Genomic DNA, 25283 nt, shown 5'->3' on the forward strand with positions numbered 1-25283 from the left:
CATTTGTTCGACCTCTCGCTACTCATTAGAGCGGAGTAATCTGAGGCCTTGATTCTTTTGCAATTGACGTCGTGCCAAGAAAATACGACTTTTGACCGTACCTACCGGCAGCCCAAGCCGCTCAGCTATCTCTGTATATTTATTTCCATCCAGATACATTCTGAAAGGGATCCTATTAAGCTCATTAAGCTCGTCTATATAGTTATTGATCTCTTGGAGATTAAAAGCCGCATCAGGAGCGTAATGGCTTCCTTCAGCCAAAAGAGCGACATTGTAGACATCTACGTTACTGTCTATCATTTCACGTTTACGACCTTTGCGCTCCACATTATTGAGGAATATATTGCGCATCATAGTCATAATCCAGCCCCTAAAGTTGATATCTTCCACGAACTGCTTACTTCGGTCAAGAGCACGCAATATAGTCTCCTGCACTAAGTCATCCGCCTCTGATTTGTCGTTTGTCAAGCGTAGAGCAGAGCGTAGCATATCATCCTGCAAGTCAAGAAGACGCTGTTCAAAGTCTTTTTTACTCATCAATTTCTGCTCTTTCATATTTTCTTTCTTATCTACTTTGTTATCTCTGATAAGTCACCCTGTACACCCCCGTTAATCAATAGAAAACATTTGACTCCACAAAGTGGACAGGTGTACAAAAGTACCATATTTTAGGGACTTATCTATAAGCTTCTACTCACCAGTGAGTATAGCCACACTTACCTATCTCTATGCGTTAAGCCACTCATCAGACACTCGATATATCTCTTTGTACAAGATACGGAGGTATTTATCTGCATCTTTCCCCTGTCCATTCCAAGCCATTAGATAAAGCGGCAGTGAAGGCTGTGAAGGGGCATAGGACGGCTGAATATACTCTGTGGATATAATGGCTGCATCAAGAGATTGATAGAAGTGAAGACGCCTCTCCGCAATAGGGGTTACAGGCGGCTCAACTTCAAATACAAAGGGCTTTGTCTCTCGTAATTGCAGCAACTCTCGGAGCAGCATACGTCCCCATCCTCTACCTCTCAAGGAGGGCTCCATAGCAAAGTGCTCTCCATAGTTGATCTCCCCAAGATTCCAAGTGGTAAGGAATCCCGCAAAGGCATGATCTTCTACTGAAAAGATCAAGTTGAGGATAAATCGTGGCTCTTCACCTAACAACTCCAAAAAGCGGTGCCAGGGACGCCGCTCCTCGATCGGAAAGCTCTCTTCATATAGTTGCTTTACCGAATCAAGGAGTTGGGCATGCTGTGCCTCGTCATAAACTTCTACAAGTATAGGCGACGTCATCTTATTTACTTCTTAATAGCAGCTACACCGGGAAGCTCTTTTCCTTCAATAGCCTCTAACAGAGCACCACCGCCTGTTGATACGTAAGATACCTGATCGGCCAACCCAAGAAGATGTACAAGTGCTACTGTGTCACCTCCCCCGGCTAACGAATAAGCGCCCTGCTTCGTTTCTGCTACGATTGCTTTTGCCATTTCTTCAGAGCCTGCACGGAAAGACTCCATTTCAAACACACCGCAGGGGCCATTCCACAGGATTGTCTGAGCACCTTTCAGTGCTTCGGCATACCGACGAGAGGTCTCGGGACCTACATCCAATCCCATTCTACCCTCAGGAATGGCATCAATTGGATACACGGCTTTTTGCGCATCATTGGCGAATGCATCGGCAGCCACACAATCAGCAGCCATAACCAACTCTACACCACGCTCCTTTGCCTTGCGTTCAATCTCTCCCACTAAATCAAATTTATCCTCTTCGCAAAGGGACTTACCTATTTTTCCTCCGTGTGCCGCTACAAAAGTATAAACCATTCCACCCGTAAGGATTAGCTTATCGACCTTGTCCAACAGAGAGTCAATAATATCTATTTTGCTGGAAACCTTTGCGCCTCCCATAATGGCCACAAAAGGATGCTGTATATCCCCTATAACCCGCTCAACAGCCTTTACCTCTTTCTCCATAAGGAATCCGAAAAGCTTGTGCTCGCGGTCAAAGTGCTCAGCCATGATTGCTGTAGAGGCATGAGCCCGGTGAGCGGTACCAAAGGCATCGTTCACATATACCTCAGCGAGAGAGGCAAGTTGCTTGGCATACTCCTTCTGCCCCTGCTTAACGGCTGCCTTAGCAGCTTTCTTTTCCTCCTCAGAGGCATCCTCTGCAAGGCCTCTGGGCTTACCCTCTTCCTCTGCGTAAAAGCGGAGATTTTCCAAAAGAAGTGCCTCTCCATCACGCAGTGCTTCGGCAGCTGCCTTTACTTCTTCACCAACTGAATCCGGTACAAAGCGCACCTTTTGACCCAATAGCTCCTCTAAGTGTGGCACAATGTGCTTTAGCGAGAGCACTTCGGATGGCCCCTTTGGTCTTCCTAAATGAGAAGCAATAATCAGCCTTCCACCATCTGAAAGAATCTTCTGTAGGGTAGGTAGTGCAGCACGCATACGCGTGTCGTCTGTTATATGCCCCTTGTCATCTAATGGTACATTAAAGTCTACACGAACAAATACGGTCTTTCCTTTGAAGTTGAACTCTTTGATATCCATATGCTGTATTAATTAGTTGATTCCTTTTTTTATGCTTTCATACTAACGGCATCCAATAGAAGCCATACATCGTGGCAAGTAATCTTATGTACAAGCAGAACGGCTTCGTCATCCGCTACCATTTGGTAAATAGTTTCACTATCCCCCTTTTGTAGTGCAAACGCCTCACGGAAGCTCGTTACGGCATCTGTATAGCGACCCATTGCCATCATTAGATATCCTTGGTTGAGGCAATCTACACTATTCTTGTGCTCCATCTTATTATAATAAGCTTCACTTTGAACATACTCCTTCAGCATGAAAAGGGTCCATGCCATAGGACGCAGTACACGTTCGGGACGGGAGGACTTAAATTCGTACTCGTAAAGCAGAGGCTTAGCCATATCGTAGCACTGCATCTCTAAAAAAGTAGCTGCCAAACGAAGGAGTAACTCCGGATTTTCCTTATCCTTCTCACGCAACTCGCTAAGTAGCTCGGTTGCCTTCTTATACAAGCCTACAGAGCGATAGGATAGCGCTAATTCGATGATACTATCAGCGTCCAGATCACCAATTAAATCTGCGTGCTCATAGCTTTTAATCGCATCGATATACTCATTGAGTTGGTAATGAGCATGCCCTGAGCGAATAAGTAAATTTCTATCCGTTGTACCGCTCTTATGTAACTGCTCTACAATCTGAATAACCTGCTTATACTTCTTCTTATTCATAAGCAGATCAATCGCCTGTACCGCCAAATGGTTATAATTGGGTAGATAGGGACGGAGCACTATCATATCCGGCACCAGTAAATTATCGAAAAAGTTGAATAGACGCCTGCCGGAGAATGGATATAGCTTCACTAATCGGTAGAAGCATTGGAAATAGCTGTGGATAGCTTGATGAATCCTTTTTCTATCGTTGTGCTTTGCTTCTCCCTCCATCTCTCGCTTTTCGTCCAAAGCACGATTGAGATCCTCCGCACTGCCGTTATAAGTGATATTAAATGAGTGATAGCCCAATAGCGCACTATACAAATCCGAGTCACACACCACATTATGAAAGAGCTCTGTAAGGGTTCTCACGGCATCACCTCCGGTTTCTTCAAATCGGGCTACAATAGCACTATGCTTGATATCAAAGGGGATCAGCCAATTACCTACGGAGCGAAAGAAGGGAAACCGCTTAAAGTTACGAAAGAGTGCAAAACGTGTATCGTACCCTTCCTGCTCCAAGCGTGCTATCCGCTCCATTTCACTACGGAGATCCTCGTCAGCCATAATTCCTTCTAAGCCACTTTCCAACCCCTCTTCCATGGATTGGCGCATGACATCTATACTCTGCGCCTGAATACCGGGCATCTTCTTCTCCAGCATATGCGTTAAATCGCTCGTTTCAGTCGCAATTAGGTAGTCGCTGTAGAGCATCTCCAGCAATTCAGAGAAAGAAATCACCCCTTCATCATCTGAGGCATAGACCATATCACTTACTTTCTTCAATAGGGGGCCGAACTCCTTATCGTAGAGAGAAAGACGCTTATCATAGAGCGTGGCTGCCACCACAAAGGCAAAAGCGAGTCTCACCAAGTAGCCCTCGGAGAGGTCTTCACGTGTCAGCTCGCTTAAAATCCATTTTACTTTTGTTTCGTCCCATAGATACATCAGTGCCATTGTCATAGCTGAGGCAATAGACTGTCTCACATAGTCACTTGCTTGGCTGTATTCACCGAGTATATCGTCATCAATACCATGAGAGACCCATATAGTATCAAAGAGTTCTTCCAAACAATTGTCAAACACTTTGCGCTGTGCGCCCACAAGGGAAGCCGGATCCTGAAGCAATGGTTCACGAAGACGCAGAGCCGAGTCCACATTGGCTGCCAATATCTTCATCGTCACATAATACTGCTCACCGGATATACGTATTCCCTGCTCTCGCCTTAGCTCATCCATTTCCTCGAGTAAAGAGCGCTTTAGAAACGTAACTATTTCGTCCCTTTTGTCATCTCTCACTCCCTGTACCGCATAGGAGAGCATTTGGCGATAGGTAGTCTCTATATCTGCTATTTTTTCAAGATGAAAGGGATAGGGCAATTCTTCGCTGTATGCACGTATCCCCTTAATAGCATCATATAGCCGTCCGTTATATATTAGCTCTTCTATCTCTCTTTTTCTCATTCTATTTCTCCCTTTCCTTTGGTAACCTCTCCTCGCATCAGGATAGAGTGCACTCGCTCTGTACCAAGTTTCTACAAATGTAACCCTATTTTATGGAAAGAGGGGGTTGTGAGCCGCTTGTCAAACCATCTAAATAGGCAGGTTTCGTAAATTTACGGGGCACACGGATTGATTCTTTCAATCTCTTTTCGCTCCCATAAAGGGCTTCGTACCCATCTACACGGTGGTGCAGGATTAAGATAGCTTGATAAAGTGCTGCTATCATTAGGTACAGCGCCATCATTCCACCTAGGGTAATATGCACCCGGAGCATACCTCCGCTCATTTGCAAAAAACTTTCTATCACTTCAAGGATCACATTACACAACCATGCAATTACTGCGCCAAGAGTAGAGAAAAGCATTCCCGAGGGTATAAATAAAACAGTAATCAACACCAACGGAATTAGCGCACCGCTTAGTATCACCAAGGGTATGTTACTCCACAGGGCCCAAAGCGATGTAGAGCCAAAGTGGTATAGTATAAGCGGTATAGTAAGTACTTGAGCTGAAATGGACAAGGCTACTAGCCCATACAGATAGCTAATCAATGGGTTTTTGCGAAGCCGGTCTCTACTGGTCTTATAAAAGAGAGGATAAAAAAGCGCAATGGACAAAATGGCCATATAAGAGAGCTGAAATCCTATATCAAATAGAAAACCGGGATAGATCGCTAATAATACAAACGCAGAAAAGGCAAGGACGTTAATTCTATCTCTACTCACTCCCCATACATCCGCTATTTCATAAAGTGTAAGCATGAAGGCAGCGCGTATAGTAGGCGTGGAAAGGCCCGTGAGCAGAGCAAAAATCCAAGCTACCGCAATAACGACTATTGAGAGCCATCGACGCTGACGAGCCGAGCTTATCAGGGGAGCCAAGAGAAACCATACAAAGTAAACCACAATGCCCAAGTGGAGTCCACTTACCGCCATAATATGTGCTGCTCCCACTGTGCGAAATTTATCTGCCACTTCTCTCGATTCATTCCGATAGCCAAAGCATACAGAGTAAATGATCGCTCTACTCTGCTCGCTCTCTATCAGGCTGTCCACTCGCCGGAGCAGTCTGTCTCTTACAGAGAGAGCGAAACGCCGAACCGAAGTACTGTGTTGTGCCTTGTAAAGCCGGTAGGTATAGGGATAGCAAACTCCACAAGCCCCTTTGGACATAAGGAAATGACGGTACGAAGCTTGCGACTGCCGGTCAGTAGGCACTATGGTAGCCCGAGGGAGCTGTAAGGTATCCCCTATCTGAGGGCATTCTCCACTCAAGGGCAAATAGAGCATTACCTTCTTACCATCCGAAAAGCGGGTAAGTACTCGCTGATAGTGCTTAGTGCGATTTGCTTCGGAGAGTGTAACCGCCCTACAGGTACCCTCATACGCTGTTGCTCCGGTAGATAAATGCTCTTTGAAATTAGCTGCCACAAAGAAGCCAAAAGCCGAAGCAGCAAGCAGAAAAACAACCATCCTGAGGGGCGCAAAGTATCTTCCTCCACAAAGCGACACAGCTACTACAAGCAGTGCGCCAATAGCGATTTGGAGCGCATATGCGCTAAGGGTCGTGAAGCCAAGCGCAAGCCCGACGAGGAATACCAGAAGGGCTCCTAAAGCAGGCCTACTCCTTAGGCTGCTATTCACGATGCTTCAGTATGCGAATAGCCTCCTGTGGGGAGCGATGCTTAAATACGTAACTACCCGCTACTAAGGCACCAGCCCCCGCATTAACTAAAGCTTGGCCGGTTGCTTCATTGACACCGCCGTCCACCTCGATAAGTGTATTCAAACCCTGCCGGTCTATCATGGCACGAAGCGTCTCCACCTTATGTAGGGTTCGCTTAATAAAGGACTGCCCACCAAAGCCAGGATTTACACTCATCAGTAGTACCACATCACACACCTCCAGTACATCTTCGAGCATACTCACCGGGGTATGTGGGTTAAGCGACACACCGGCTTTCACGCCTTTTGCACGTATTGCGGTCATCGAGCGATGCAAGTGCTGCGATACTTCATAGTGGATGGTCATTACCTCAGTCTGAAGTGCTGCCAAGCGATCCAAGTAATCCATAGGATTAACTACCATCAAATGCACATCCAATGGTTTCTTTACTACAGGGCGAATAGCCTCTAGAATAGGAAATCCAAACGATAGATTAGGGACAAAGACCCCATCCATCACATCTATGTGAAGCCAGTCTGCATCACTTTGATTGATCATTTCCACACTATCCTGTAGGTGTAGAAAATCCGCACTCAGTAATGAAGGCGATACGATGGTTTGTTTACGCTGCATGATGAAGTAATATTGTTATGATGACTATTCAGTATTTGCTTTAGACTATTTGGACACCTATGTATTATCTATTGATTAAACGATTGCTGCGTGTTTTGTCGCTCATTAAATCGATAGACCCGATCATTCGGGCGCACTTTCTCGGGTACGGGAATAGAAATCACGCTGCCCTTCGGAGCCTCCGCCACGGGCTTTAGGTCAAGCCTTATCTCAGCGAGATCCTCTTCTACCAGTCCGGTAGTAGGACCCGTTATGATGATTCTATCTCCCTGCGCTAAAGAACCCGCTTCTAAAAGCACTTCGGCGACTCCAAGCTTAGAGAAGTAATTGGTGATCTTTCCTACAAATACTTTTTCTCTTGTGGCTGCAGAGCCATAAATAGGCGTCCACTCGCCAAGGCGCTGTCCGAGGTAGTAACCATTCCAAAAGCCTCTATTGAATACAGTGGCTAAACGTTCATCCCACTCGGCAATCTTCTCCGGACTATAGGTACCATTACAAACCGCTCGTATAGCCTCCTTATACACAGAGACTACTGTATGCACATACTCAGGACCGCGTGCACGCCCCTCTATCTTAAAGACCCGCACTCCGGCATCCATCATCTTATTGATAAAATGAACCGTTTTCAAGTCCTTGGGAGACATGATGTTGCTATTCTCTACCTTCAGCTCTATATCACTGGTTTCGTCAAACACACGATAGCTGCGACGGCACACCTGCCCACAAGCCCCTCTATTGGCGGAGCGCCCAAGTTCATGCAGGCTTAGGTAACACTTGCCCGATACAGCCATGCAGAGTGCACCATGGGCAAACATTTCGATACGCACCGGTCGACCGTTCGGCCCCTGAATAGGTTGCTCTTCTATAGCTCGATGAATGGCGCTCACCTGATCAAGGTTAAGCTCGCGCGCTAACACGACCACATCAGCAAAACGGGCATAAAAGCTAAGAGCCTCCGCATTGGTAATATTGAGTTGAGTAGAAAGATGAACCGCCACTCCCCTCTCTGCCGCATAGGTCATGGCTGCCACATCCGAGGCTATGATAGCGGATACCTCCGACTCCTTCGCCCGATCAATGATTTCGCGCATCAGAGCAAGATCATCGTCGTAGAGGATTGTATTAAGGGTTAGATAGCTCTTTACTCCGGCTTCCCTACAAATAGAGGTAATCTGCGACAGATCGTCCCAGCCAAAGTTGGCTGCCGAACCGGAACGCATATTCAACTTAGATATACCAAAGTAAACACTATCCGCACCGGCATGTATAGCCGCTTGAAGAGACTCATACGAGCCGACAGGTGCCATCAGCTCAAAATCCGATTCACAATACTTATCCTTTTTCTCCATTTCCTTCCCTTGACTGCTCCAAAGGTACTCATTTGATCAGAAAGAGGGGCTCTCGCAGGCGCGCAATACCCAATCAAACAAAGCTACATTGCCAAAAGATTCAGCTGTAATAAACTAAAGCGGATTGAACTTAGTGAGGGAGTGAAAATTCATCCGAATGAAAAAATCGTTTGGTCCGAAAGAAAAATATTTTTCTACCGAAGCAAACGAAAGTTTGGTCCGAATGAAAAAGAAGCACATCCGCATGCACCCAACGACCGCAATAGATGTGTTTGAACAAGAAAAAAGGTTCTGATCTTTCATTCGATAGGTTCTGATGTTTTGATGGAAAGATACAGATGTTTTGAATGAAAGGTTCTGATCTATTTTTCAGGGCATAGAAGCCTCTCTCGCTCAACGAAAGAGGGCGACAACGGAAAGCACTTCATCGCCTTTTCCTACCGATAAGTAAAGAGGCTGCAAGAGCTGCTTCTACAAGCAAAGGGAAGCAGCGAATAGGATTAATTGGGATAGATGCGATAATCCGCTCCGGCACGCTCGTTAATCACTTTCTGCAAGGTTTCCAAAGGAAGCTCCTTGCCCAAGAAGCGTATCGTAGCTAAGGGAGGATACAGGGAAACAATAGCATGCACCCCCTCCAAACTATTAAGTGCGTCCTCCACATGCTTACGACAATGCATGCACATCATTCCTTCAATGCGATAGATCTTTTCGTTCATATTTTTAATCTGAATCTGTTTAGAAAGTTTTACTCGTCGGCTACCGGTCGTTGGCGTACTCAGCTTATGCCGGCCGAGCCGAAGACTATTGGTCACCACGCTTACACTGCTCAAAGCCATAGCCGCACCGGCAATCATAGGGTTGAGTAAGAAGCCGTTTATCGGATACAATACACCGGCGGCAATAGGCACTGCGAGAAGATTGTAAAAGAAAGCCCAAAAGAGGTTTTGACGAATGGTCGTGACCGTAAGGTGCGATAAGCGAATGGCCTCCGCAATACGTCGCAAATCATCTCCTATGATAGTAATTCCGGCTACTTCCATAGCTATATCGCTCCCGCACCCCATGGCAATACTTAGATCTGCTTGAGCTAAGGCAGCCGTGTCGTTTATTCCGTCGCCCACCATAGCCACCTTTTTACCCTTTGCTTGCAGCGCCTTCACAATAGCCGCTTTTTCATGAGGGAGTACTTCCGAATAGTAACCCTCTATACCGACAGCCGCAGCCACCCTCTCTGCCGCAGCACGATTATCCCCAGTAAGCATGCACACTTCGATGCCTTTCCGCTGCAAAGCATCAACCGCTTCACGAGAGCTTTCTTTGATGCTATCCGCTATACCTGCCACGGCAACCATCGTGCGCTCTTGGGCAAAAAGAACGATTGTCCTGCCCTCCGCAAGAAGACGCTCTACCTCCGGACGAAACGGGTCAGGAATGGGGATCTCAAACTCCTTAAATAAAGCCTCATTCCCTATTAGGTAACGGTGCGCCCCTGAGTATGCCGAAACTCCTTTACCGGGATGGGTTTGCAAGTTGGTGAGCTCAGGTAGGTGATCCGTGGATAAGTAGGCAGCTACGGCAGCCGCCAAAGGATGCTCACTTCGTGCCTCCATAGCAGCAAATACCGACATATCGGTTTGCGGAAGAGAGTGAAAGTCGGTTACTTGTGGCTGTCCGTGAGTTAGTGTACCGGTTTTATCCACGAGAAGCGTATCGATACCTCTCGCCACTTCAAGGCTTTCCGCATCCTTAATAAGAATACCATGCTTAGCCCCTACCCCAACTCCTACCATAATAGCGGTGGGGGTAGCCAATCCCAAAGCACAAGGACAAGCAATAACAAGTACCGACACGCAAGCCTGTAGGCCATGCACAACCCTCTGATCGGCATCTAACAGCAACCAAAGCAAGAGGGTAACCACCGCAATGGAGAGAATCACCGGTACAAACACGGAAGCTATTTTATCCACTGTACGCTGAATGGGTGCTTTGCTCCCTTGCGCCTGCTCCACCAATCGAATAATACCGGCGAGCAGTGTCTCCTCCCCCACTTCATCGGCACGATAAGTAAGCGTATTGGTTCGATTGATCGTGCCGGCAAAAAGCTTGGCTTCTACTTGCTTCAGCTTGGCTTCCGGCTCTCCCGTGAGCATACTCTCTTCTACATAACTGCTGCCCTCAGTGACCGTGCCATCTACTGCAATTCGCTCGCCCGGTTTTGCCAAAAGAATATCCCCTTTGCGCAACACATTGATCGCTACCTCCTCTAAGCTACCATCCTCATTCACTCTTACCACGCGAGAAGGTTGTAGGCCCATAAGCTGATCAATTGCCATTGATGTCCTATGCTTAGCGCGCTCTTCTAATAAACGTCCCAAGAGAATGAAGGTAATAATTACGGCAGCGGACTCAAAGTAAATGGGCTGTCCTACAGAGTGTGTCCACCTGAAGTAGGGAGCAAACAGATTGAAAAGACTATACAGGTAAGCTATTCCGGTGCTTAGTGCCACCAATGTATCCATATTGCAAGAGCGATGCATTAGCTGCTGCCATGCGTTGCGAAAGAAGTCTCTCCCCATCACAAATACTACAGGCGTAGCAAAGAGCCACATCACCCAAGGCGCCTCGGGTCGATGCATCCATATCATCCCATACAGTACCACCGGTATGGTAAGAATAAGTGCTACAAAAGTACGGCGACGCAGTATGCGATACGCTTTCTGTTTGACTGCGGCAGCTTCTTTTCTGCTATCGGAGGCATCAGTAGAAACAATCAACTTATACCCTGCAGCAGCAACAGCCTTTTGAAGCTCCTCGAGCGTAACAACGGACTGGTCGTAGCTTACACGTGCCGTGGCTGTAGCTAAGTTTACGCTTACCTGCTCCACGCCCTTACTCTTTGCAAGCGCCTTCTGTACATGAGCCACACAAGCGGCACAACTCATCCCGACTACCGGGAAACTTTGTTCGGTTAGCATCGTTCAGTTTGTCCCATTACTTGTAGGCAAACGGTGCGCGATAGGATACTCCTGCCCATAGCTCCTCTTAATGCCTGATGAAACTTATATACCTTTCTCTCCATAGTTATATACCTACTTATATACCTCTTGATGCAAAGATATATACCTATTTTGCAACCGATATGCATTAAGTGCGGAGGGGATGCACTTGCCCGAAAGAGAAACGTATGCAACTACGACGTATCACGGCTCTATCTGTCTACAGATAAATAGCATCGGGATAGGCTACTCGGTACAGAAAGAGGGGCCATGGCTTGACGGATACTCCGGCACAACTACGATCCTTTTGCTCTAATATGCTCTGTATATCAGAGGAATTGAGCTCTCCCCTGCCTACTTGTAGCAGTGTACCTACAATCGTGCGCACCATACTACGCAGAAAACGATTGGCAGTGATAGTAAATTGATAGCAACCCGGATAAAAGCTTTCAGTCCAAAGAGCCTCCGTTACGGTACAAATATTCGTATGCGTGTCGGTATGCAACTTGGAAAAAGAGGTAAAGTCATGCTCCCCTATAAGCAATTGGGCTGCTTCATTCATACGCACTATATCCGGCAGAGGTCGAACCGACAGCACATAAGGCCCCATAAAAGGGTCCCGCTCGGAGGCGATATAGTAGTGATAAGTACGACTCACGGCATCAAAGCGCGCATGAGCCGTGGCATTGACCGCTTTAATAGAACGTACAAACACACTCTTGGGAAGAATGCCGTTCAAGCTACGTCTCCATCGCTCCGCCTGCTCGGGAGTATCCGGTAAGTCAACGTGTGCAGGTAGCGAAAAGGCATTCACGCCTGCGTCCGTTCGCCCTGCTCCTACGACGGTAAGGGGAGTATGAAAGAGTATGCTCAAGGCTTCCTCTACTGCCTGCTGCACAGAGTATCCGTTAGGTTGTCTTTGCCAACCCACAAACTCATCCCCTCGAAAGGCTATATCCAGGAAGAAACGCACGACGAGAGCTACTTCTTTTTGGAGGTCTTCTTGGAGGTTGTTTTTGAAGTTGCTTTACGCTTAGTTGCTTTCTTTGCAGTATCCGTTTTCTTGCTGCTGCCACTTCCTTTCAATTCGTTCAATAGCGCTACAGCTTCTTCGTAAGAGAGTTCCTCAGGCTTCTTGATACGTGCCGGGAGATAGAAGCGGTCTTTCCCTTTCTCAATAACAGGTTTCTTGCGCCACAGTTTAATGCGCAAGTCACTATCCTCCGGATAGGTACGAAGAGTTGCTTTGCGCTCAGCCTCGCGCTTAGCCTCAATGAGAGCAATTGCCTCCTCAAGAGTTATTTCGGAGGGATTGTAGCCGCGGGGAATACTTGTATTTGCGCCCCCATGCTTTATATACGGTCCGAAGCGACCTACCGCTACCTCTACTTCGCTACCCTCATATTTACCGATATGACGAGGGAAATCAAATAGCTTAAGCGCCTCCTCCAATGTAATAGTCTGTATGGATTGTCCATCGCGAAGAGAAGCAAAACGCGGCTTTTCTTCATCATTTGAGTCCCCGATCTGTACCAAAGGACCATAGCGTCCTATACGAGCTTTCACTAATTTGCCGCTCTTCGGATCAATGCCCAACTCACGTTCTCCGCGCGTATCCGTGCTATCAGAGCTCAATACTTTCTCTACTAAAGGATGAAAGTAGTGGTAGAACTGATTGAGATGCTCGGTCCAAACAAGCTTTCCATCGGCAATCTTATCGAATTGTTCCTCTATTTTTGCTGTAAAGTCGTAGCTTAGAATATTCGGGAAGTTAGCTACCAAGAAGTCATTCACCACCATCCCTATATCGGTAGGTAGGAGCTTTCCCTTGGTGGCACCGGTATGTTCGCGTCGTTCCTTGAGCTGCGGCTCGTTGCCGGCTATATAGGGATCGGTATCTAGCAGGTAATCTTTGTAAATTCTCAGCGTACCATTATCCTGTCCCTTCGTTACATATTCGCGATTAAGAATAGTCTGAACCGTGGGTGCATAGGTAGAAGGTCTGCCGATGCCTAATTCCTCCAAGCGACGAACCAGAGAAGCTTCCGTGTAGCGTGCCGGTGGATTGCTGTAATGCTCGGTAGCGGTATATGTATATGTTTTAAGCGTATCGCCCACTGCCATCTTAGGCAATCGCTTGACGTTACCTTCCTCTTCGTCATCTTTTTCCTCCGCTGTACTCTTATAATTATAGGCAGCGAGGAATCCTTCGGACAGAAGCACCTCACCGGAAGCGATAAAGCGTTCGCCGGTAGTGCTATTTTCGATTAAAACCTCTGTTTTTTCAAATGTAGCGTCAGCCATCTGACTGGCCAACGTACGCGAGAGAATAAGGCGATAGAGGCGTGCTTCGCGCTCGTCGCCCGGTATATTTCCCACGGCAAGATTGGTGGGGCGGATTGCTTCGTGCGCTTCCTGTGCGCCTTTACTCTTGGTTTTGTAGATGCGCCTCTGGTAGTTTGCCGCGCCCCAAGTACGGGTATTGATATCCTCCGCCATCTTTAATGCCACGGGAGATAGGTTAACCGAGTCGGTACGCATATAGGTAATCAGCCCTTCCTCGTACAGTTTTTGCGCCACACGCATAGTGGTGGATACGGGGAACCCGAGCTTGCGCGCCGCTTCCTGCTGAAGTGTGCTCGTGGTGAACGGAGCCGCCGGGCTGCGCCTTGCTTTCTTCTTTTCAATACTGATAACCGTCATAGTCCCCGGCGCATTTGCTTTTAGGAAATCAATTGCCTTATTTGCGGAGGAAAACTCGCTATTGGCATCGGCACGAAAGCGTATTTTGCCCATTTGGGTAGAGAGTGCTGCTTGCGCCCGATAGGTAACGGTTGGTGTAAAGTTGCGTATTTCCTCTTCTCGTTCACAGATAAGCCTTACCGCCACACTCTGCACACGCCCCGCCGATAGGGAAGGCATAATCCTACGCCACAGAAGAGGAGACAGCTCAAAACCGACAATTCGGTCCAGCACACGTCTTGCCTGCTGCGCATCCACCAGATTGATGTTTATTTCGCGCGGCGTTTGTATCGCCTTTTTAATGGCAGAGGGAGTAATTTCGTGGAATACGATGCGCTTGGTGGGCTTATTCTTTAGCCCTAGCACTTCGTATAGGTGCCAAGCTATAGCTTCCCCCTCACGGTCATCATCACTTGCAAGCCATACCGTATCAGCTGCCTTAACAGCTGCTTTAAGGCGGCTTACTACTTGTCGCTTATCCTCTGAGATAATGTACTTAGGAGTAAAGTTTTGGGCTATATCTACTCCCAAATCGCTTTTCGCAAGGTCACGAATATGTCCGTAGGAAGAGAGCACATGATACTGGTCTCCTAAGATCTTCTCGATTGTTTTTGCCTTTGCAGGCGACTCTACGATAACAAGGTTTCGCGCTTCACTCATAAATAGATACTTCAATAGCAAAATGGCCGTTCAAGGCACAAAGGTAGTAATTGATAAATAATCTCCTATTCGTATACTCGATAATGGGTACTTTTGTGCATGCCGATAAAAAGATAGGGCACGCATTACGCGCACCCTACTCTATTCTGTTTATTCTTCTTTGCGAAGCACCTCTTTAAAGCTCTTCAAAGTCGGCATCTGATATTTTTTCGTCACCGCCCTTATTCTGAGTATTTCCCGGCTGAGGTCCATCATTTGGATTAGGCTGAGCCTGACCGCTTGCCGCATTCTGCTTATAAAGCTCTTCGCTTGCCGCATGGAAAGCTTGGTTTAAGGCTTCCATTGCACTGTCGATAGCAGCTACGTCCTCCTTTTGTCTAGCCTCCTTGAGGTGTGCGATAGCATCCTCAATTGCCTTCTTATGGTCGGGAGAAATCTTATCAGCTATCTCCTTAACCTGCTTCTCGCTATTGAAAATCAGATTATCGGCTTGGTTAAACTTATCAACCTGCTCCTTAAGCTTCTTATCAGCCTCTGCATTAGCTTCTGCTTCTGCCTTCATACGCTTGATTTCATCATCTGTCAAGCCGCTGGATGCCTCAATGCGGATCTTTTGCTCCTTGCCGGTAGCCTTATCAATTGCACTTACGTTAAGAATACCGTTAGCATCAATATCGAAGGTTACTTCAATCTGAGGAATACCACGAGGTGCCGGTGTAATACCATCTAATATAAAGCGACCTATACTCTTATTATCGCTCGCCTTTGTACGCTCCCCTTGCAGTACATTGATCTCAACTTGCGGCTGATTATCGCTTGCCGTGGAGAATACTTCGCTCTTCTTGGCAGGAATGGTTGTATTGGCATCGATCAACTTGGTCATCACACCACCGAGGGTCTCAATACCCAGAGAAAGAGGCGTCACGTCAAGTAGCAATACATCCTTTACTTCTCCGGTCAACACACCACCTTGAATAGCTGCACCAATGGCTACTACTTCATCGGGGTTCACACCCTTTGAGGGTTCCTTACCGAATATCTCGCGTACTTTTTCCTGTACGGCGGGGATTCGTGTAGAACCACCCACAAGGATCACCTCATCAATTTGATCCTTAGAGAAGCCTGAATCCTTCATTGCCTGCTCGCAAGGAGCCACTAATGCCTGGATGAGCTTGCTGCTTAACTGCTCAAACTTAGCCTTAGTAAGAGGCATTACCAAGTGCTTAGGCACATTGTTGATTGAGGTAATATAGGGCAGGTTAATATCTGTACTATTAGCTGAAGAGAGCTCTATCTTAGCTTTTTCAGCAGCCTCCTTCAAGCGCTGCAATGCCATAGGATCTTGCCGTAGGTCAACCCCTTCCTGAGCTTTAAACTCTTCTGCCATCCAGTCTATAATAACGTGGTCGAAGTCGTCACCTCCCAAATGGGTATCTCCATTGGTGGACTTCACTTCAAAGACTCCGTCACCCAACTCGAGGATACTAATATCAAACGTTCCCCCACCAAGGTCGAAGACAGCGATCTTCATATCCTTATTTACCTTATCCAAGCCATAGGCAAGTGAAGCTGCCGTAGGCTCATTTACGATACGGCGTACCTTAAGTCCGGCTATTTCACCGGCTTCCTTAGTGGCCTGACGCTGTGCATCGCTAAAGTATGCCGGTACAGTAATTACAGCATCTGTAACTTCAGCACCCAGATAATCTTCAGCCGTTTTTTTCATCTTTTGCAGGATCATAGCAGATATTTCCTGCGGTGAGTAGAGGCGTCCGTCCACATTTACGCGGGCTGTATTATTGTCACCGCGAACTACTTCAAACGGCACACGGCTCGTCTCTTTACTTACGCGGTCATAGGTTTCACCCATGAATCGCTTAATCGAATAAATCGTCTTTTTCGGATTGGTGATGGCCTGACGCTTTGCAGGATCACCCACTTTACGCTCACCTCCGTCTACGAAGGCTACAATGGAGGGAGTTGTACGCTTTCCCTCACTGTTGGATATAACGATGGGCTCGTTGCCCTCTAACACAGCTACACAGCTGTTCGTTGTTCCTAAGTCTATTCCAATGATCTTTCCCATATTGTGTCGTATATCTTTTATTTCTAATGGTTATGTCTTTAATCTTTTCTCTTATATGCCCCCTTCGGCATCCCAAATCGAGCATACACCAAGTATAATACAAATACTATGCCAAAAGAGAACTCCCCGACAAATAGGACAAAAAGTATTATTACTGTCCGATCAAGAGCAGAGCGCAAAACGCCCCTCACCCGTTTACCCGGGAAGAGGACAAGCATCTACTGATCAGATAGTTAGAAAGAATAGAAAAAAGGTTCTGATCTTTTTCTTAAAAGATATAGGTATTTCATTCAATAGTTTCTGATGTTTTAAATGAAAGATATAGATCTTTTTTCTCAAGAAAGTAGGGCTTTAAAATAATGGGAAAGAAAAAAGGGGCGGACCTACTTATCAGTCCGCCCCTTTTCTTGGGCAAAGCCGGTGACCGGTAACTTCGTTACCCACCTAAGAGCTTTGTATAACTATCTCTTTTCCGAGCGTCTCATCATTCAGCTGCAGGTGTCTCTGCAGGGCACTCGGCAAGCGTGAAGATATACTCCTGAGCGCCTTCTACATTAGCACGCTTTCCTTCGCTGTCAAGCATATAGAGCTTATTTTCTTCCAACTCAAAGCTCTTATCGGCAAATGAGAGCTTGCCGTCAGCGAATGTATAGTCAGCGTCCAAAATATTCTCTCCTGCAGTAGTCGTATAGTCTACCTTGTTGCCCTCCTTAACGGTAAGGGTAGCTTCAATTACCGCAGCTGCATCAGCTTGGGGCAATGTACCTTTCCAAACCCCCATAGGTAACTGCGCACAGGTTGTGGCTGGGGTTTTATCCTGACAAGACTGGCAGGTGCATCCCTCCTTACAACCCATTTCTTCACATTGCGTACCATCACAGGTACAAGTGTCACTTTTCTTATTGCCATTGCATGCTACACAAGCCAATGCAATAACGGCTACTGCAAATAACTTTTTCATAATTCTTTATTGTTACTTTAAAGTTCTACTTCTTAATATTGTTGAGAAGGGCGGGCTTTACTGACTCCCTTCTGAGTGCGAAGATACTATAAATTATCGATTGATACACCAATACACTATCCGATAGCACTCCGGCAGACAAAATAACCTATGTTTACGATTACAACACACATTATATCCGACCTATCCGGATGGGCACTTTCTTAGAATGGATAGCCAATAGCCAAATGAATTCCAAGGGCATCCTTAAATTTGGGAATATTGTAGTACCCCCTGCGGCTCGTCTTGTAAGGAAGGTGAAGCCCGATACCGGCATCCAAACGAATCACGAAGAAGCCCAAGTCGTAGCGCAGCCCTAAGCCTGTACCCAAAGCGATTTGATCAAGGAAATCCTTGAAGTCGGCTACCTCGCGTAGCGATCCATAGGGTCGATAGGGATCCTTATGGATCAGCCATATATTACCGGCATCAAGGAAAAGAGCACCATGCAGATTACCGGCGAGACGCATACGCCACTCGGCATTCATCTCCAACTTGAACTCACCGGTTTGATCAATAAATGCATACTTACCCTCCATAGGACGATATGCCCCGGGTCCTACACTACGTACCGTAAAAGCACGAATACTATTTGCGCCACCCACATAAAACTGCTCACTATATGGAGCCACTTTCATATTACCAAAGCTGTAGATAACTCCGGTTGCCAAGCGCGCAGCTACCGTCTGATTACGATTGATCGTGTACGTATAACGGAAGTCAGCGGTAAACCGCACAAACTGAGCAAAAGGAACACTAAGTAGCGTTTTCGTATCGTTGTAGCGTTTACCGGCAGCCGCATAGATTCCATTCAATAGATTACCCGCTTCAGAGATGGAATATTCCATCCAAATCTTATGAGATCCATGATCTTCAAATACATTATTGTAGGTGTACACATATCCTAAGCTGGGGATAAACTGACTCCTCAGACTCAAACCCAAGGCAGGATTCTCCTTCACGATTTCCTTAAATAGGTCCGAACGATTGGACAAGCGGTTGAACTGCAATCGGAAAGGAGTAACCACATGCTTATTCGATTGATTTACATCAAAGGTATAGGATATAGAGGCACCTGCGGAAAGCATGCGGAAATACCCGGCACGATTGAGAATACTGGCAGAGAGTGTCAAGTCGGTAGCTGTAGGAAATGGGAGCACATTATCCTTCACTCCGGGGAGAAAGATAGCAGGAGCCTGCAAGCCTATATCAATACCAAACTCGTAACTATTGATCAATGCGGCACGACCCTCCGCATTATTCCACGACTGCCACTCATAGGAGCCATGAATACTGCCGGAGAGCGTTTCACCACCTCCGAGCAAATTTTGTCGTGCCAAGGAGAATGTGAGCGCAGGACCTAAGAAGTTGTTACTCTTTACCTTGAAAGCAGTTTCCAATGAGGTATCCCAAAGGCGATCCAACGTAGAGTTTACGTATAGATCCAGTACATGATTCACCGTATCGATCGGAGTAAAGACAAACTCCGTATAAGCAAATACGCCCAGTCGTGCCAACGCCTCGCGGCTCCGCATCTCAGCACGCTCCGAATAGATATCACCGGGACGCAGTCGCATACGACGCCCTATTACACCACTACGTACCTGCGGGCGTCTTCCGTTATAGCGGATGAGAATATCATTAAATTGGGTACTATCCTTCATCGTATCACTGCGAAAGCCATTGATCGTAAAAACTACGTTCCCTATTGTCCAAGGCGTAAATACAGACTCGGGGGTGCCCTGCTTGATACGAGCTTTCAGGTGTACTGCATTATCCCTGTGCAGCGTATCGGCTTCATAATAGATTACATCCGGAGTATAGTAATAAAAGCCCCTATTGCGGAGCATCGTACTGATAAGCTGTCGGTCTTCCAAAAGACGGCCCAGATTAAACTGATCACCTACTTGCAACTTAGAAAAAAGAGAATGATCAAACTGCACGCCTCCCACCAAAGAGATAGGAGGAAGGAACTCAATAGAGTCGTATAAGTAAGGCTTTCCCATGTTTATCGTATAAAAAACACGGGCCTGCAGAGAGTCTTTTAATGTAGCTATGCTATCCCTAACGGAGGCAGCAAAGTAGCCATGCTCGCGCAAAGCGTTTTTAGCATTGATGCTTCTAAGATCAGGATTCACATTACTAAGCAAAACCGGTTCGGAAGCAAACATCTTATAGATGCGCTTACCTAATGCCGTAGAGTCGTTTACATAGCGATTGTACACCCACAGACCAAAAGGAAAGGGTATTCTCATACGGGCACTTCCAAAAAGAGAATTATTTGGTTTTACATTAATGGCGCTTTCAGCGGCAGATAGAGCACGCTGCCCGGCAGACGAACCATCTTCATTGATAATCTTCGTCTTACCTATTCCCACATAGAGCTGCTCTCCTTCCGGAAGATTCTTGGTTGTGGAGCATCCTACTGCTCCACACAGCAGCAAAACCATTAGTATATAGAAAGGAACCTGCTTCTTCATTTCGGTATCTTTGTGGTAAGGGAATCGATAGGAGTTTCCTCACGGTTGAGTGTATCGACAGGAGGTACTGCGATCGGTGTAGTGGACAAGCTGTCAATCGGTGCTGACTTAATCTTTCGCCTTTGAGGGCGGAATAAGTCGCTCAACTTATACAAGCTGCGACGTAATATGTAGCTCACACCTGTTTCCGTAACCAAACCTTCCAAAATATTATCGTTGTTTCGCTTATGGAATAGACTCATATACTGGCTTCCGGACTTATCTATGCGATACTCGAGTGTAACGTTGTCGATAAATGTTTGCTCATAATTGGTAGGTAGGTTACCTGCTGCAACCTTTCCGCCTATTACGAAGCGCACCCGATCGTTGAAGAATCGCCTACTGAAGCTATACGTATAGTCAGTATAAACGGAGCCGGAGCCGGTATTATGCAGTTCCATGCCCACATTGAGGTCTGTCCCTTCGAGGAACTTACCGGTCAGGTTGTTCAATTCACTTACTGCAAAGCCGCTAAGAATACGCTGCATGCTCATCTCCGACGGATCTGTCGCCAGGAATGCACCGCTCACCATAAGCGCCATAGCCTGCTTTCCGCGCTCTTCCTTACTCATGGTAGCAAGTGTATTCTGTACGCCCAAGTCATCCGGCGCTTCCAAATCAAAAGCCAAATCTATCTTAGAGAGATCTTCACGAGCCACAATAAGCACATCAAAGTCAACCTTCCGCGAAGTGCCCGCTTCATTTACGTCTGCACGCACCCTATTGACCGCCTTGAAGTTGATGTAAGGATTGTCAATTGGTCCATTCCATGCCACATAACTCTCCTTATCAATTACAAAATCTTTACGTCCTACAACCGGGAACTTATAGCGCACTTGTCCTCCGCCACTCAAGTTATAGCGTCCTGTCAGGTTCATAACTCCGAAAGGCGGTGACTGGAAGCGCAGATCCCCTCCGCCAATTACCTGCACATAATCCTGATGTCCAACAGATAGATCTACCCCCAACTGAACAGCAGGATCTATGTGTATATTAAGTGCTATGTCGGCACTACCCGGCGAAGGCAAAGCGACCGCAGGCTCTTCCACAAAGAGTGTATCGGAGAAGTCTTTAAACACGACCACCCCGGCCATATTATCTGTTGCTTTAAGCGCACTACCGGCATATACATAGGTTAAGTTTGTTCCCCCCAATATATTCAAGGAGCCACGTATCACCGGCTTTGATACATTGCCTCGCAGCGTAATATGAGGACTGGTAATCAAGCGGCCATAAACCATCTGCCCACGGCTCTGCTTACTATCAATCAACTCTACCTCATCCCCATCTACTCGAAGATTAGCCTGCATAGCTTCAGGTCCGAAGAGCGTAAAGTCTCCATTGATCGAAATTGGCGTATGCTTATCACTATTCCGCAAACAGAAATTTTTGAGGTGTAGCTTACTGTTTTCAAAGCGCAACGGCTCTGTATCGATAGAGAATGTTTCGCCTACTTGCGGCAAATGCACTGCGGCATCCTTCAGGTTGAGTGCACCATTGAGTTGTATATACTTAGGGGTACCTGTCGCTTGTATATCGCCCTCCATAGAGCCATACAGCGAAGCTAAATCAGCTCCTAAGAACGGATTCGCCAGATCAAGCGGGAATTTATTGACGTGTGCACTCGCCTTTATAGGAGAGTGTTCATCGGCTGTGTCGTAGCGTCCCTCTACCTCCAAAGCCGGCTCTCCATTGTGGCTTAGATAGGCTGAGATATAATGCTTTGTTTTATCGTGCGGTTCATAGAAAAGCGCTACACTGACGTTACCCAAAGGCTCATGATTATAGGTCAAGTCATTGACCGACACATCCCCTACCGCACGAGGGAGCTGCGTATTTGAGTCACGCTCTAAGCGCACATCCGCGAAGGCAAGCCCACCAAGACCTTCCAGCCCTAAGGCATTCTCCAGTATGCTCAGCTGCAGCTTCTGTATCATCAACTTGATTTGATCATGACCACTTTCGGTAGACTCCTCGCTCTTCATGATCAATTGTCCTCCCTTCTCCTCCGTCAGTTGCAGATCCGCCTTGAGCGTTTGATCCTTGGGGTTATAGAAAAGTGCATTTTGGGCATTGGGAAGTAACTTAATGCCGGACACGATTACCGGCTGCGGCTTAAAGGAGAGTCCAAATCCTTGCTCATTACGGAAGGCTAGTGCCGCAAGCGAATAGCTCGCTTGTCCTTTTTCCCTGTATTGGGCAGCCAAGTCAATGGAGTTAAGGTCGGTAGAGGCCTCTACATCTATATTGAAGGGGTGCTGCCCTCGGTAAGAGGACTTTTGCACGGAAGCCTTTAGCTTTAGCAAGATGGGCGTGCCATTATCGGCTTGCTCAAAAGCAGGACGGAGCGGCTTCGTACCCGGCCACTTAAAATAAGTAGCGGCTTGCTGCACACTTTCGGTAAGACGATCCTCCGAAGTTACCTCCTTGGATACCAATAGAAGCCCCACCGAGTCTATTCGTGTCGTATCCTGACGAAAGTTAAGTGCTGTGGCCTTCAAGTGCATACGCTCCTGAGGGCGATTCACAAAGTCTAATTGCACACGCTCTACATACATGCGTTCATCACGCAAGAAGGGAATCACTGGATTATTCTCTCCCATTTCGAAATGCACTTCCGCAAACGGCATAGCATGTGCGATAGCGGTCATGTGGTTACTACCTGTCGTATCACTCAAAAGGACACCGGCAATTTGCCCCACTGAACTTACTTTTTGTATAAGGCTATCCAAAGGCTCAGCGATGTGTGCATTGAGCTTTAAGTCATCGGAGAAAAGAGCGACCCTACCTGACGTGCTGTCCAATCCGGCGGTAAGGGATAAGGGGAAACTGCGGGGAGGAAGCCCCTGCATGTAATACTGCAAGCTATCGCTCTGCCAGCTTAATGCATGATGTTGTTTAAAGTCTGACTCTACATCTATATGCAGATCCGTGCGCAGGGATAATGTATCCTGAGTAACGCCCAACTGAGAGAGGGAGAGCGAGTCTATCTGCCCGCTTAGCGAAGCTTTTAGTAAGCCATTCTGCAGCGTACCGCTCAATAGCAAATCTGCTTGGGCCCAGTTCATGCCACTTTGAAGTGCCAAGGAGAGATCTTCATGATCCATTAGCCCATCGAGTTTGATCTTTTCTATTCGGTTGCCTTTGTACCAAAGCTCCGTAACCTCCCCTTTGAGAGAGGCTTTACTACGCCCTGATAGAAAATCAAAGCCCGCCCCTTCTGCCGATAAAGACAAATCGGCTACTCCAATAGAATCTTGTGGCAAAAAGTCAAGCACATTAAAGCGATGCGCTTGAACGGAGGCTCTGTAGTGTTGCCTGTGCGCTGCATAGTGCCCTCGGATATTGAGCTGCCCACTATGCGGTGCCGCCAAAGAGGCGTCTGCCGTGTAAGCCTGTCCTGCTAAGTTAGCTTTTACCTTTAACTTCGTATTGCCGGGGATGGCTACACGCTGTTGCAAACTCGGCACATAGGTGCTGATTATTTGAGCTACATGAGGCTGCAAGAGCGCCTCTAAGCTCACCTGAGCATTTCGCTTGCGGGGGGAAGTAAGTTGACTTGCCTTTCCCTTCAGATCGAGATTTACAAGTCCCTTTCGCTGCAATTTGAGGCGGTTAATCTCCATCAAATCAAAGTTTCCGAAGGCATCTACATCTATACTAAAGAGCCCCTTAGGAATAGGACCAAGTAAATCGCTCGTTCGCTGCCCGGCAAAATAATAGAGATCTTCATCACTGAGCGTACCCTCCAGCAAAAGCTCTGCCACATGCGTTGTATCACCGGAGAAAAGAGCAAAGGGGAGCTTTATTCTGCCCACCAGGTTACTTCCGGGGGTACGCAAGGCAATATCCTTAACTTCGAGTACTCCGTCCTCCATTTTCAGGCGACCTCTGAAGCGATCAAGCGAAGCTCCGCTCCGTTCGTCCATGCTTAAAGAGATAAAGTCACCCGAAAGCCTACTGCCCTGCTGCTCAAAGTCGGCAATCTCTACCTGCAAGCTTTTAGCATGTAGGTCACTAAAGTTCACTCGATCAGTAGGCGCTGCGGTTAGATCGTTGCTGTAGTAAGTTTCGCCACTATTGACCTTAATGCGCTTACTTGTAACGAGTGTATTAGCCAGATCAATAGAGAACACTTCTACTTGCGCCTCCTGCATGTCAGCACGCACATAGAGATCACCATCCGGCATTTCAAGATCGAAACGAACCGAATCGAGAAGTATTCGATTAACGTCAATCTTCCATTTTACCGGTGCCGATTGGGTTGAATCGCTGCTCTCTCGTGCAAAATATTTGAAGAATCCCTCCCGATAACTCAATGACCCTACATCAACCCGTTGCTTCTGTAAATCTACCGATAGTGGGCCAAGGGCCAGTGCTTCAGATGAAGCCGATATGACGGAAGTGCTATCCTCTGAGGGGATAAATACCCGCACACGCTCCAACTGTAACTGATGTGACTCAATACGACTATTCAGCAGCGAAAAGGGGGATAAGGTCGTTTGGAGACTGCCCACCCCCACGAGCGTATCGCCTGTAGGCTTGACCACGGATACCTCTTCTAATTTCAGACTGAGCGGAAAGCCTAACCGAAACTTCCCCACCTCTATCTTCATATCTCCCGAAGCGTTCACCTCTTGAAGTACTTTGCGAAGTATAATGCGCTGAACGGGAGGCGTATAGAGTAGCACAAAAAGAAGTATAATCAGAAGAAGGAGACTTAAGACCACCCAACGGAGTACACGTACTACACGATGCGTACTTCGCTTTTTCTTGGGCGACGGGGCTTCCTTCCCGTTCACTTCCTTCTCCTTATCTGCTTCCATTGCAGTGCAAAGGTAAGCGATTTTATTGTCTCTTTTATCTTTGAGAATTCTT

Annotated in this window: 14 protein-coding genes; all 14 read right to left on the bottom strand. The window is 47.1% G+C overall.

Features of this window, described 5'->3' with window-relative positions; all coding sequences use genetic code 11:
• Positions 1-18: 18 nt before the first annotated feature.
• The 14 genes from ACLWMH_RS06500 to ACLWMH_RS06565 all read right to left on the bottom strand — a co-directional run bounded on the left by ACLWMH_RS06500 (position 19) and on the right by ACLWMH_RS06565 (position 25231).
• Positions 19-555: an RNA polymerase sigma factor gene (locus ACLWMH_RS06500; protein WP_411915895.1), complete on the bottom strand. Its 537-nt coding sequence runs from the start codon at positions 553-555 to the stop codon at positions 19-21.
• 171 nt (positions 556-726) lie between these two features.
• On the bottom strand, positions 727-1293 hold the full coding sequence (locus ACLWMH_RS06505; protein WP_411915896.1) for a GNAT family N-acetyltransferase: 567 nt from the start codon (positions 1291-1293) through the stop codon (positions 727-729).
• Between the two features lie 5 nt (positions 1294-1298).
• Entirely contained in the window at positions 1299-2555 is a 1257-nt protein-coding gene (locus ACLWMH_RS06510; protein ID WP_411915897.1) for a phosphoglycerate kinase, read from the bottom strand.
• A gap of 29 nt (positions 2556-2584) precedes the next feature.
• Positions 2585-4711 carry a tetratricopeptide repeat protein gene (locus tag ACLWMH_RS06515; RefSeq protein WP_411915898.1) on the bottom strand — a complete coding sequence of 709 codons (2127 nt, stop codon included), beginning with the start codon at positions 4709-4711 and terminating at the stop codon, positions 2585-2587.
• Between the two features lie 85 nt (positions 4712-4796).
• Complete coding sequence (locus ACLWMH_RS06520; RefSeq protein WP_411915899.1) at positions 4797-6392, bottom strand: ComEC/Rec2 family competence protein; 1596 nt, start codon at positions 6390-6392, stop codon at positions 4797-4799.
• Positions 6385-7047 carry a ribulose-phosphate 3-epimerase gene (gene rpe / locus ACLWMH_RS06525; RefSeq protein WP_411915900.1) on the bottom strand — a complete coding sequence of 221 codons (663 nt, stop codon included), beginning with the start codon at positions 7045-7047 and terminating at the stop codon, positions 6385-6387. Before rpe ends, ACLWMH_RS06520 begins: the two co-directional genes overlap by 8 nt.
• Before the next feature lie 68 nt (positions 7048-7115).
• Positions 7116-8399, bottom strand: coding sequence for a peptidase U32 family protein (locus tag ACLWMH_RS06530; protein WP_411915901.1), 1284 nt, complete (start codon positions 8397-8399; stop codon positions 7116-7118).
• A gap of 500 nt (positions 8400-8899) precedes the next feature.
• Complete coding sequence (locus ACLWMH_RS06535; protein ID WP_411915902.1) at positions 8900-11377, bottom strand: heavy metal translocating P-type ATPase; 2478 nt, start codon at positions 11375-11377, stop codon at positions 8900-8902.
• Between the two features lie 241 nt (positions 11378-11618).
• On the bottom strand, positions 11619-12371 hold the full coding sequence (truA, locus tag ACLWMH_RS06540; RefSeq protein WP_411915903.1) for a tRNA pseudouridine(38-40) synthase TruA: 753 nt from the start codon (positions 12369-12371) through the stop codon (positions 11619-11621).
• Between the two features lie 8 nt (positions 12372-12379).
• Positions 12380-14800 (bottom strand): type I DNA topoisomerase, encoded by a 2421-nt coding sequence (gene topA, locus ACLWMH_RS06545; protein ID WP_411915904.1) that lies wholly within the window; start codon positions 14798-14800, stop codon positions 12380-12382.
• Positions 14801-14975: 175 nt separating this feature from the next.
• On the bottom strand, positions 14976-16886 hold the full coding sequence (dnaK, locus tag ACLWMH_RS06550) for a molecular chaperone DnaK (RefSeq protein WP_411915905.1): 1911 nt from the start codon (positions 16884-16886) through the stop codon (positions 14976-14978).
• Between the two features lie 484 nt (positions 16887-17370).
• Positions 17371-17847, bottom strand: a complete 477-nt coding sequence (locus tag ACLWMH_RS06555; protein ID WP_411915906.1) for a hypothetical protein — start codon at positions 17845-17847, stop codon at positions 17371-17373.
• A gap of 203 nt (positions 17848-18050) precedes the next feature.
• A complete protein-coding gene (gene tamL / locus ACLWMH_RS06560; protein ID WP_411915907.1) occupies positions 18051-20366 on the bottom strand; it encodes a translocation and assembly module lipoprotein TamL in 2316 nt (771 codons plus the stop codon).
• Entirely contained in the window at positions 20363-25231 is a 4869-nt protein-coding gene (locus ACLWMH_RS06565) for a translocation/assembly module TamB domain-containing protein (protein WP_411915908.1), read from the bottom strand. Before ACLWMH_RS06565 ends, tamL begins: the two co-directional genes overlap by 4 nt.
• Positions 25232-25283 lie beyond the last annotated feature (52 nt).

This window comes from Porphyromonas miyakawae, from assembly GCF_045865415.1.
In the GTDB taxonomy this organism is placed as follows: Bacteria; Bacteroidota; Bacteroidia; order Bacteroidales; family Porphyromonadaceae; genus Porphyromonas; species Porphyromonas miyakawae.

Excerpts from the sequence above, each read along its gene's own strand:
- ACLWMH_RS06510 (WP_411915897.1), bottom strand. The coding sequence starts at position 2,555 with ATGGATATCAAAGAGTTCAACTTCAAAGGAAAGACCGTATTTGTTCGT.
- ACLWMH_RS06500 (WP_411915895.1), bottom strand. The coding sequence starts at position 555 with ATGAAAGAGCAGAAATTGATGAGTAAAAAAGACTTTGAACAGCGTCTT.
- ACLWMH_RS06515 (WP_411915898.1), bottom strand. The coding sequence starts at position 4,711 with ATGAGAAAAAGAGAGATAGAAGAGCTAATATATAACGGACGGCTATAT.
- rpe (WP_411915900.1), bottom strand. The coding sequence starts at position 7,047 with ATGCAGCGTAAACAAACCATCGTATCGCCTTCATTACTGAGTGCGGAT.
- ACLWMH_RS06505 (WP_411915896.1), bottom strand. The coding sequence starts at position 1,293 with ATGACGTCGCCTATACTTGTAGAAGTTTATGACGAGGCACAGCATGCC.
- topA (WP_411915904.1), bottom strand. The coding sequence starts at position 14,800 with ATGAGTGAAGCGCGAAACCTTGTTATCGTAGAGTCGCCTGCAAAGGCA.
- ACLWMH_RS06530 (WP_411915901.1), bottom strand. The coding sequence starts at position 8,399 with ATGGAGAAAAAGGATAAGTATTGTGAATCGGATTTTGAGCTGATGGCA.
- tamL (WP_411915907.1), bottom strand. The coding sequence starts at position 20,366 with ATGAAGAAGCAGGTTCCTTTCTATATACTAATGGTTTTGCTGCTGTGT.
- ACLWMH_RS06565 (WP_411915908.1), bottom strand. The coding sequence starts at position 25,231 with ATGGAAGCAGATAAGGAGAAGGAAGTGAACGGGAAGGAAGCCCCGTCG.
- ACLWMH_RS06535 (WP_411915902.1), bottom strand. The coding sequence starts at position 11,377 with ATGCTAACCGAACAAAGTTTCCCGGTAGTCGGGATGAGTTGTGCCGCT.
- ACLWMH_RS06555 (WP_411915906.1), bottom strand. The coding sequence starts at position 17,847 with ATGAAAAAGTTATTTGCAGTAGCCGTTATTGCATTGGCTTGTGTAGCA.
- dnaK (WP_411915905.1), bottom strand. The coding sequence starts at position 16,886 with ATGGGAAAGATCATTGGAATAGACTTAGGAACAACGAACAGCTGTGTA.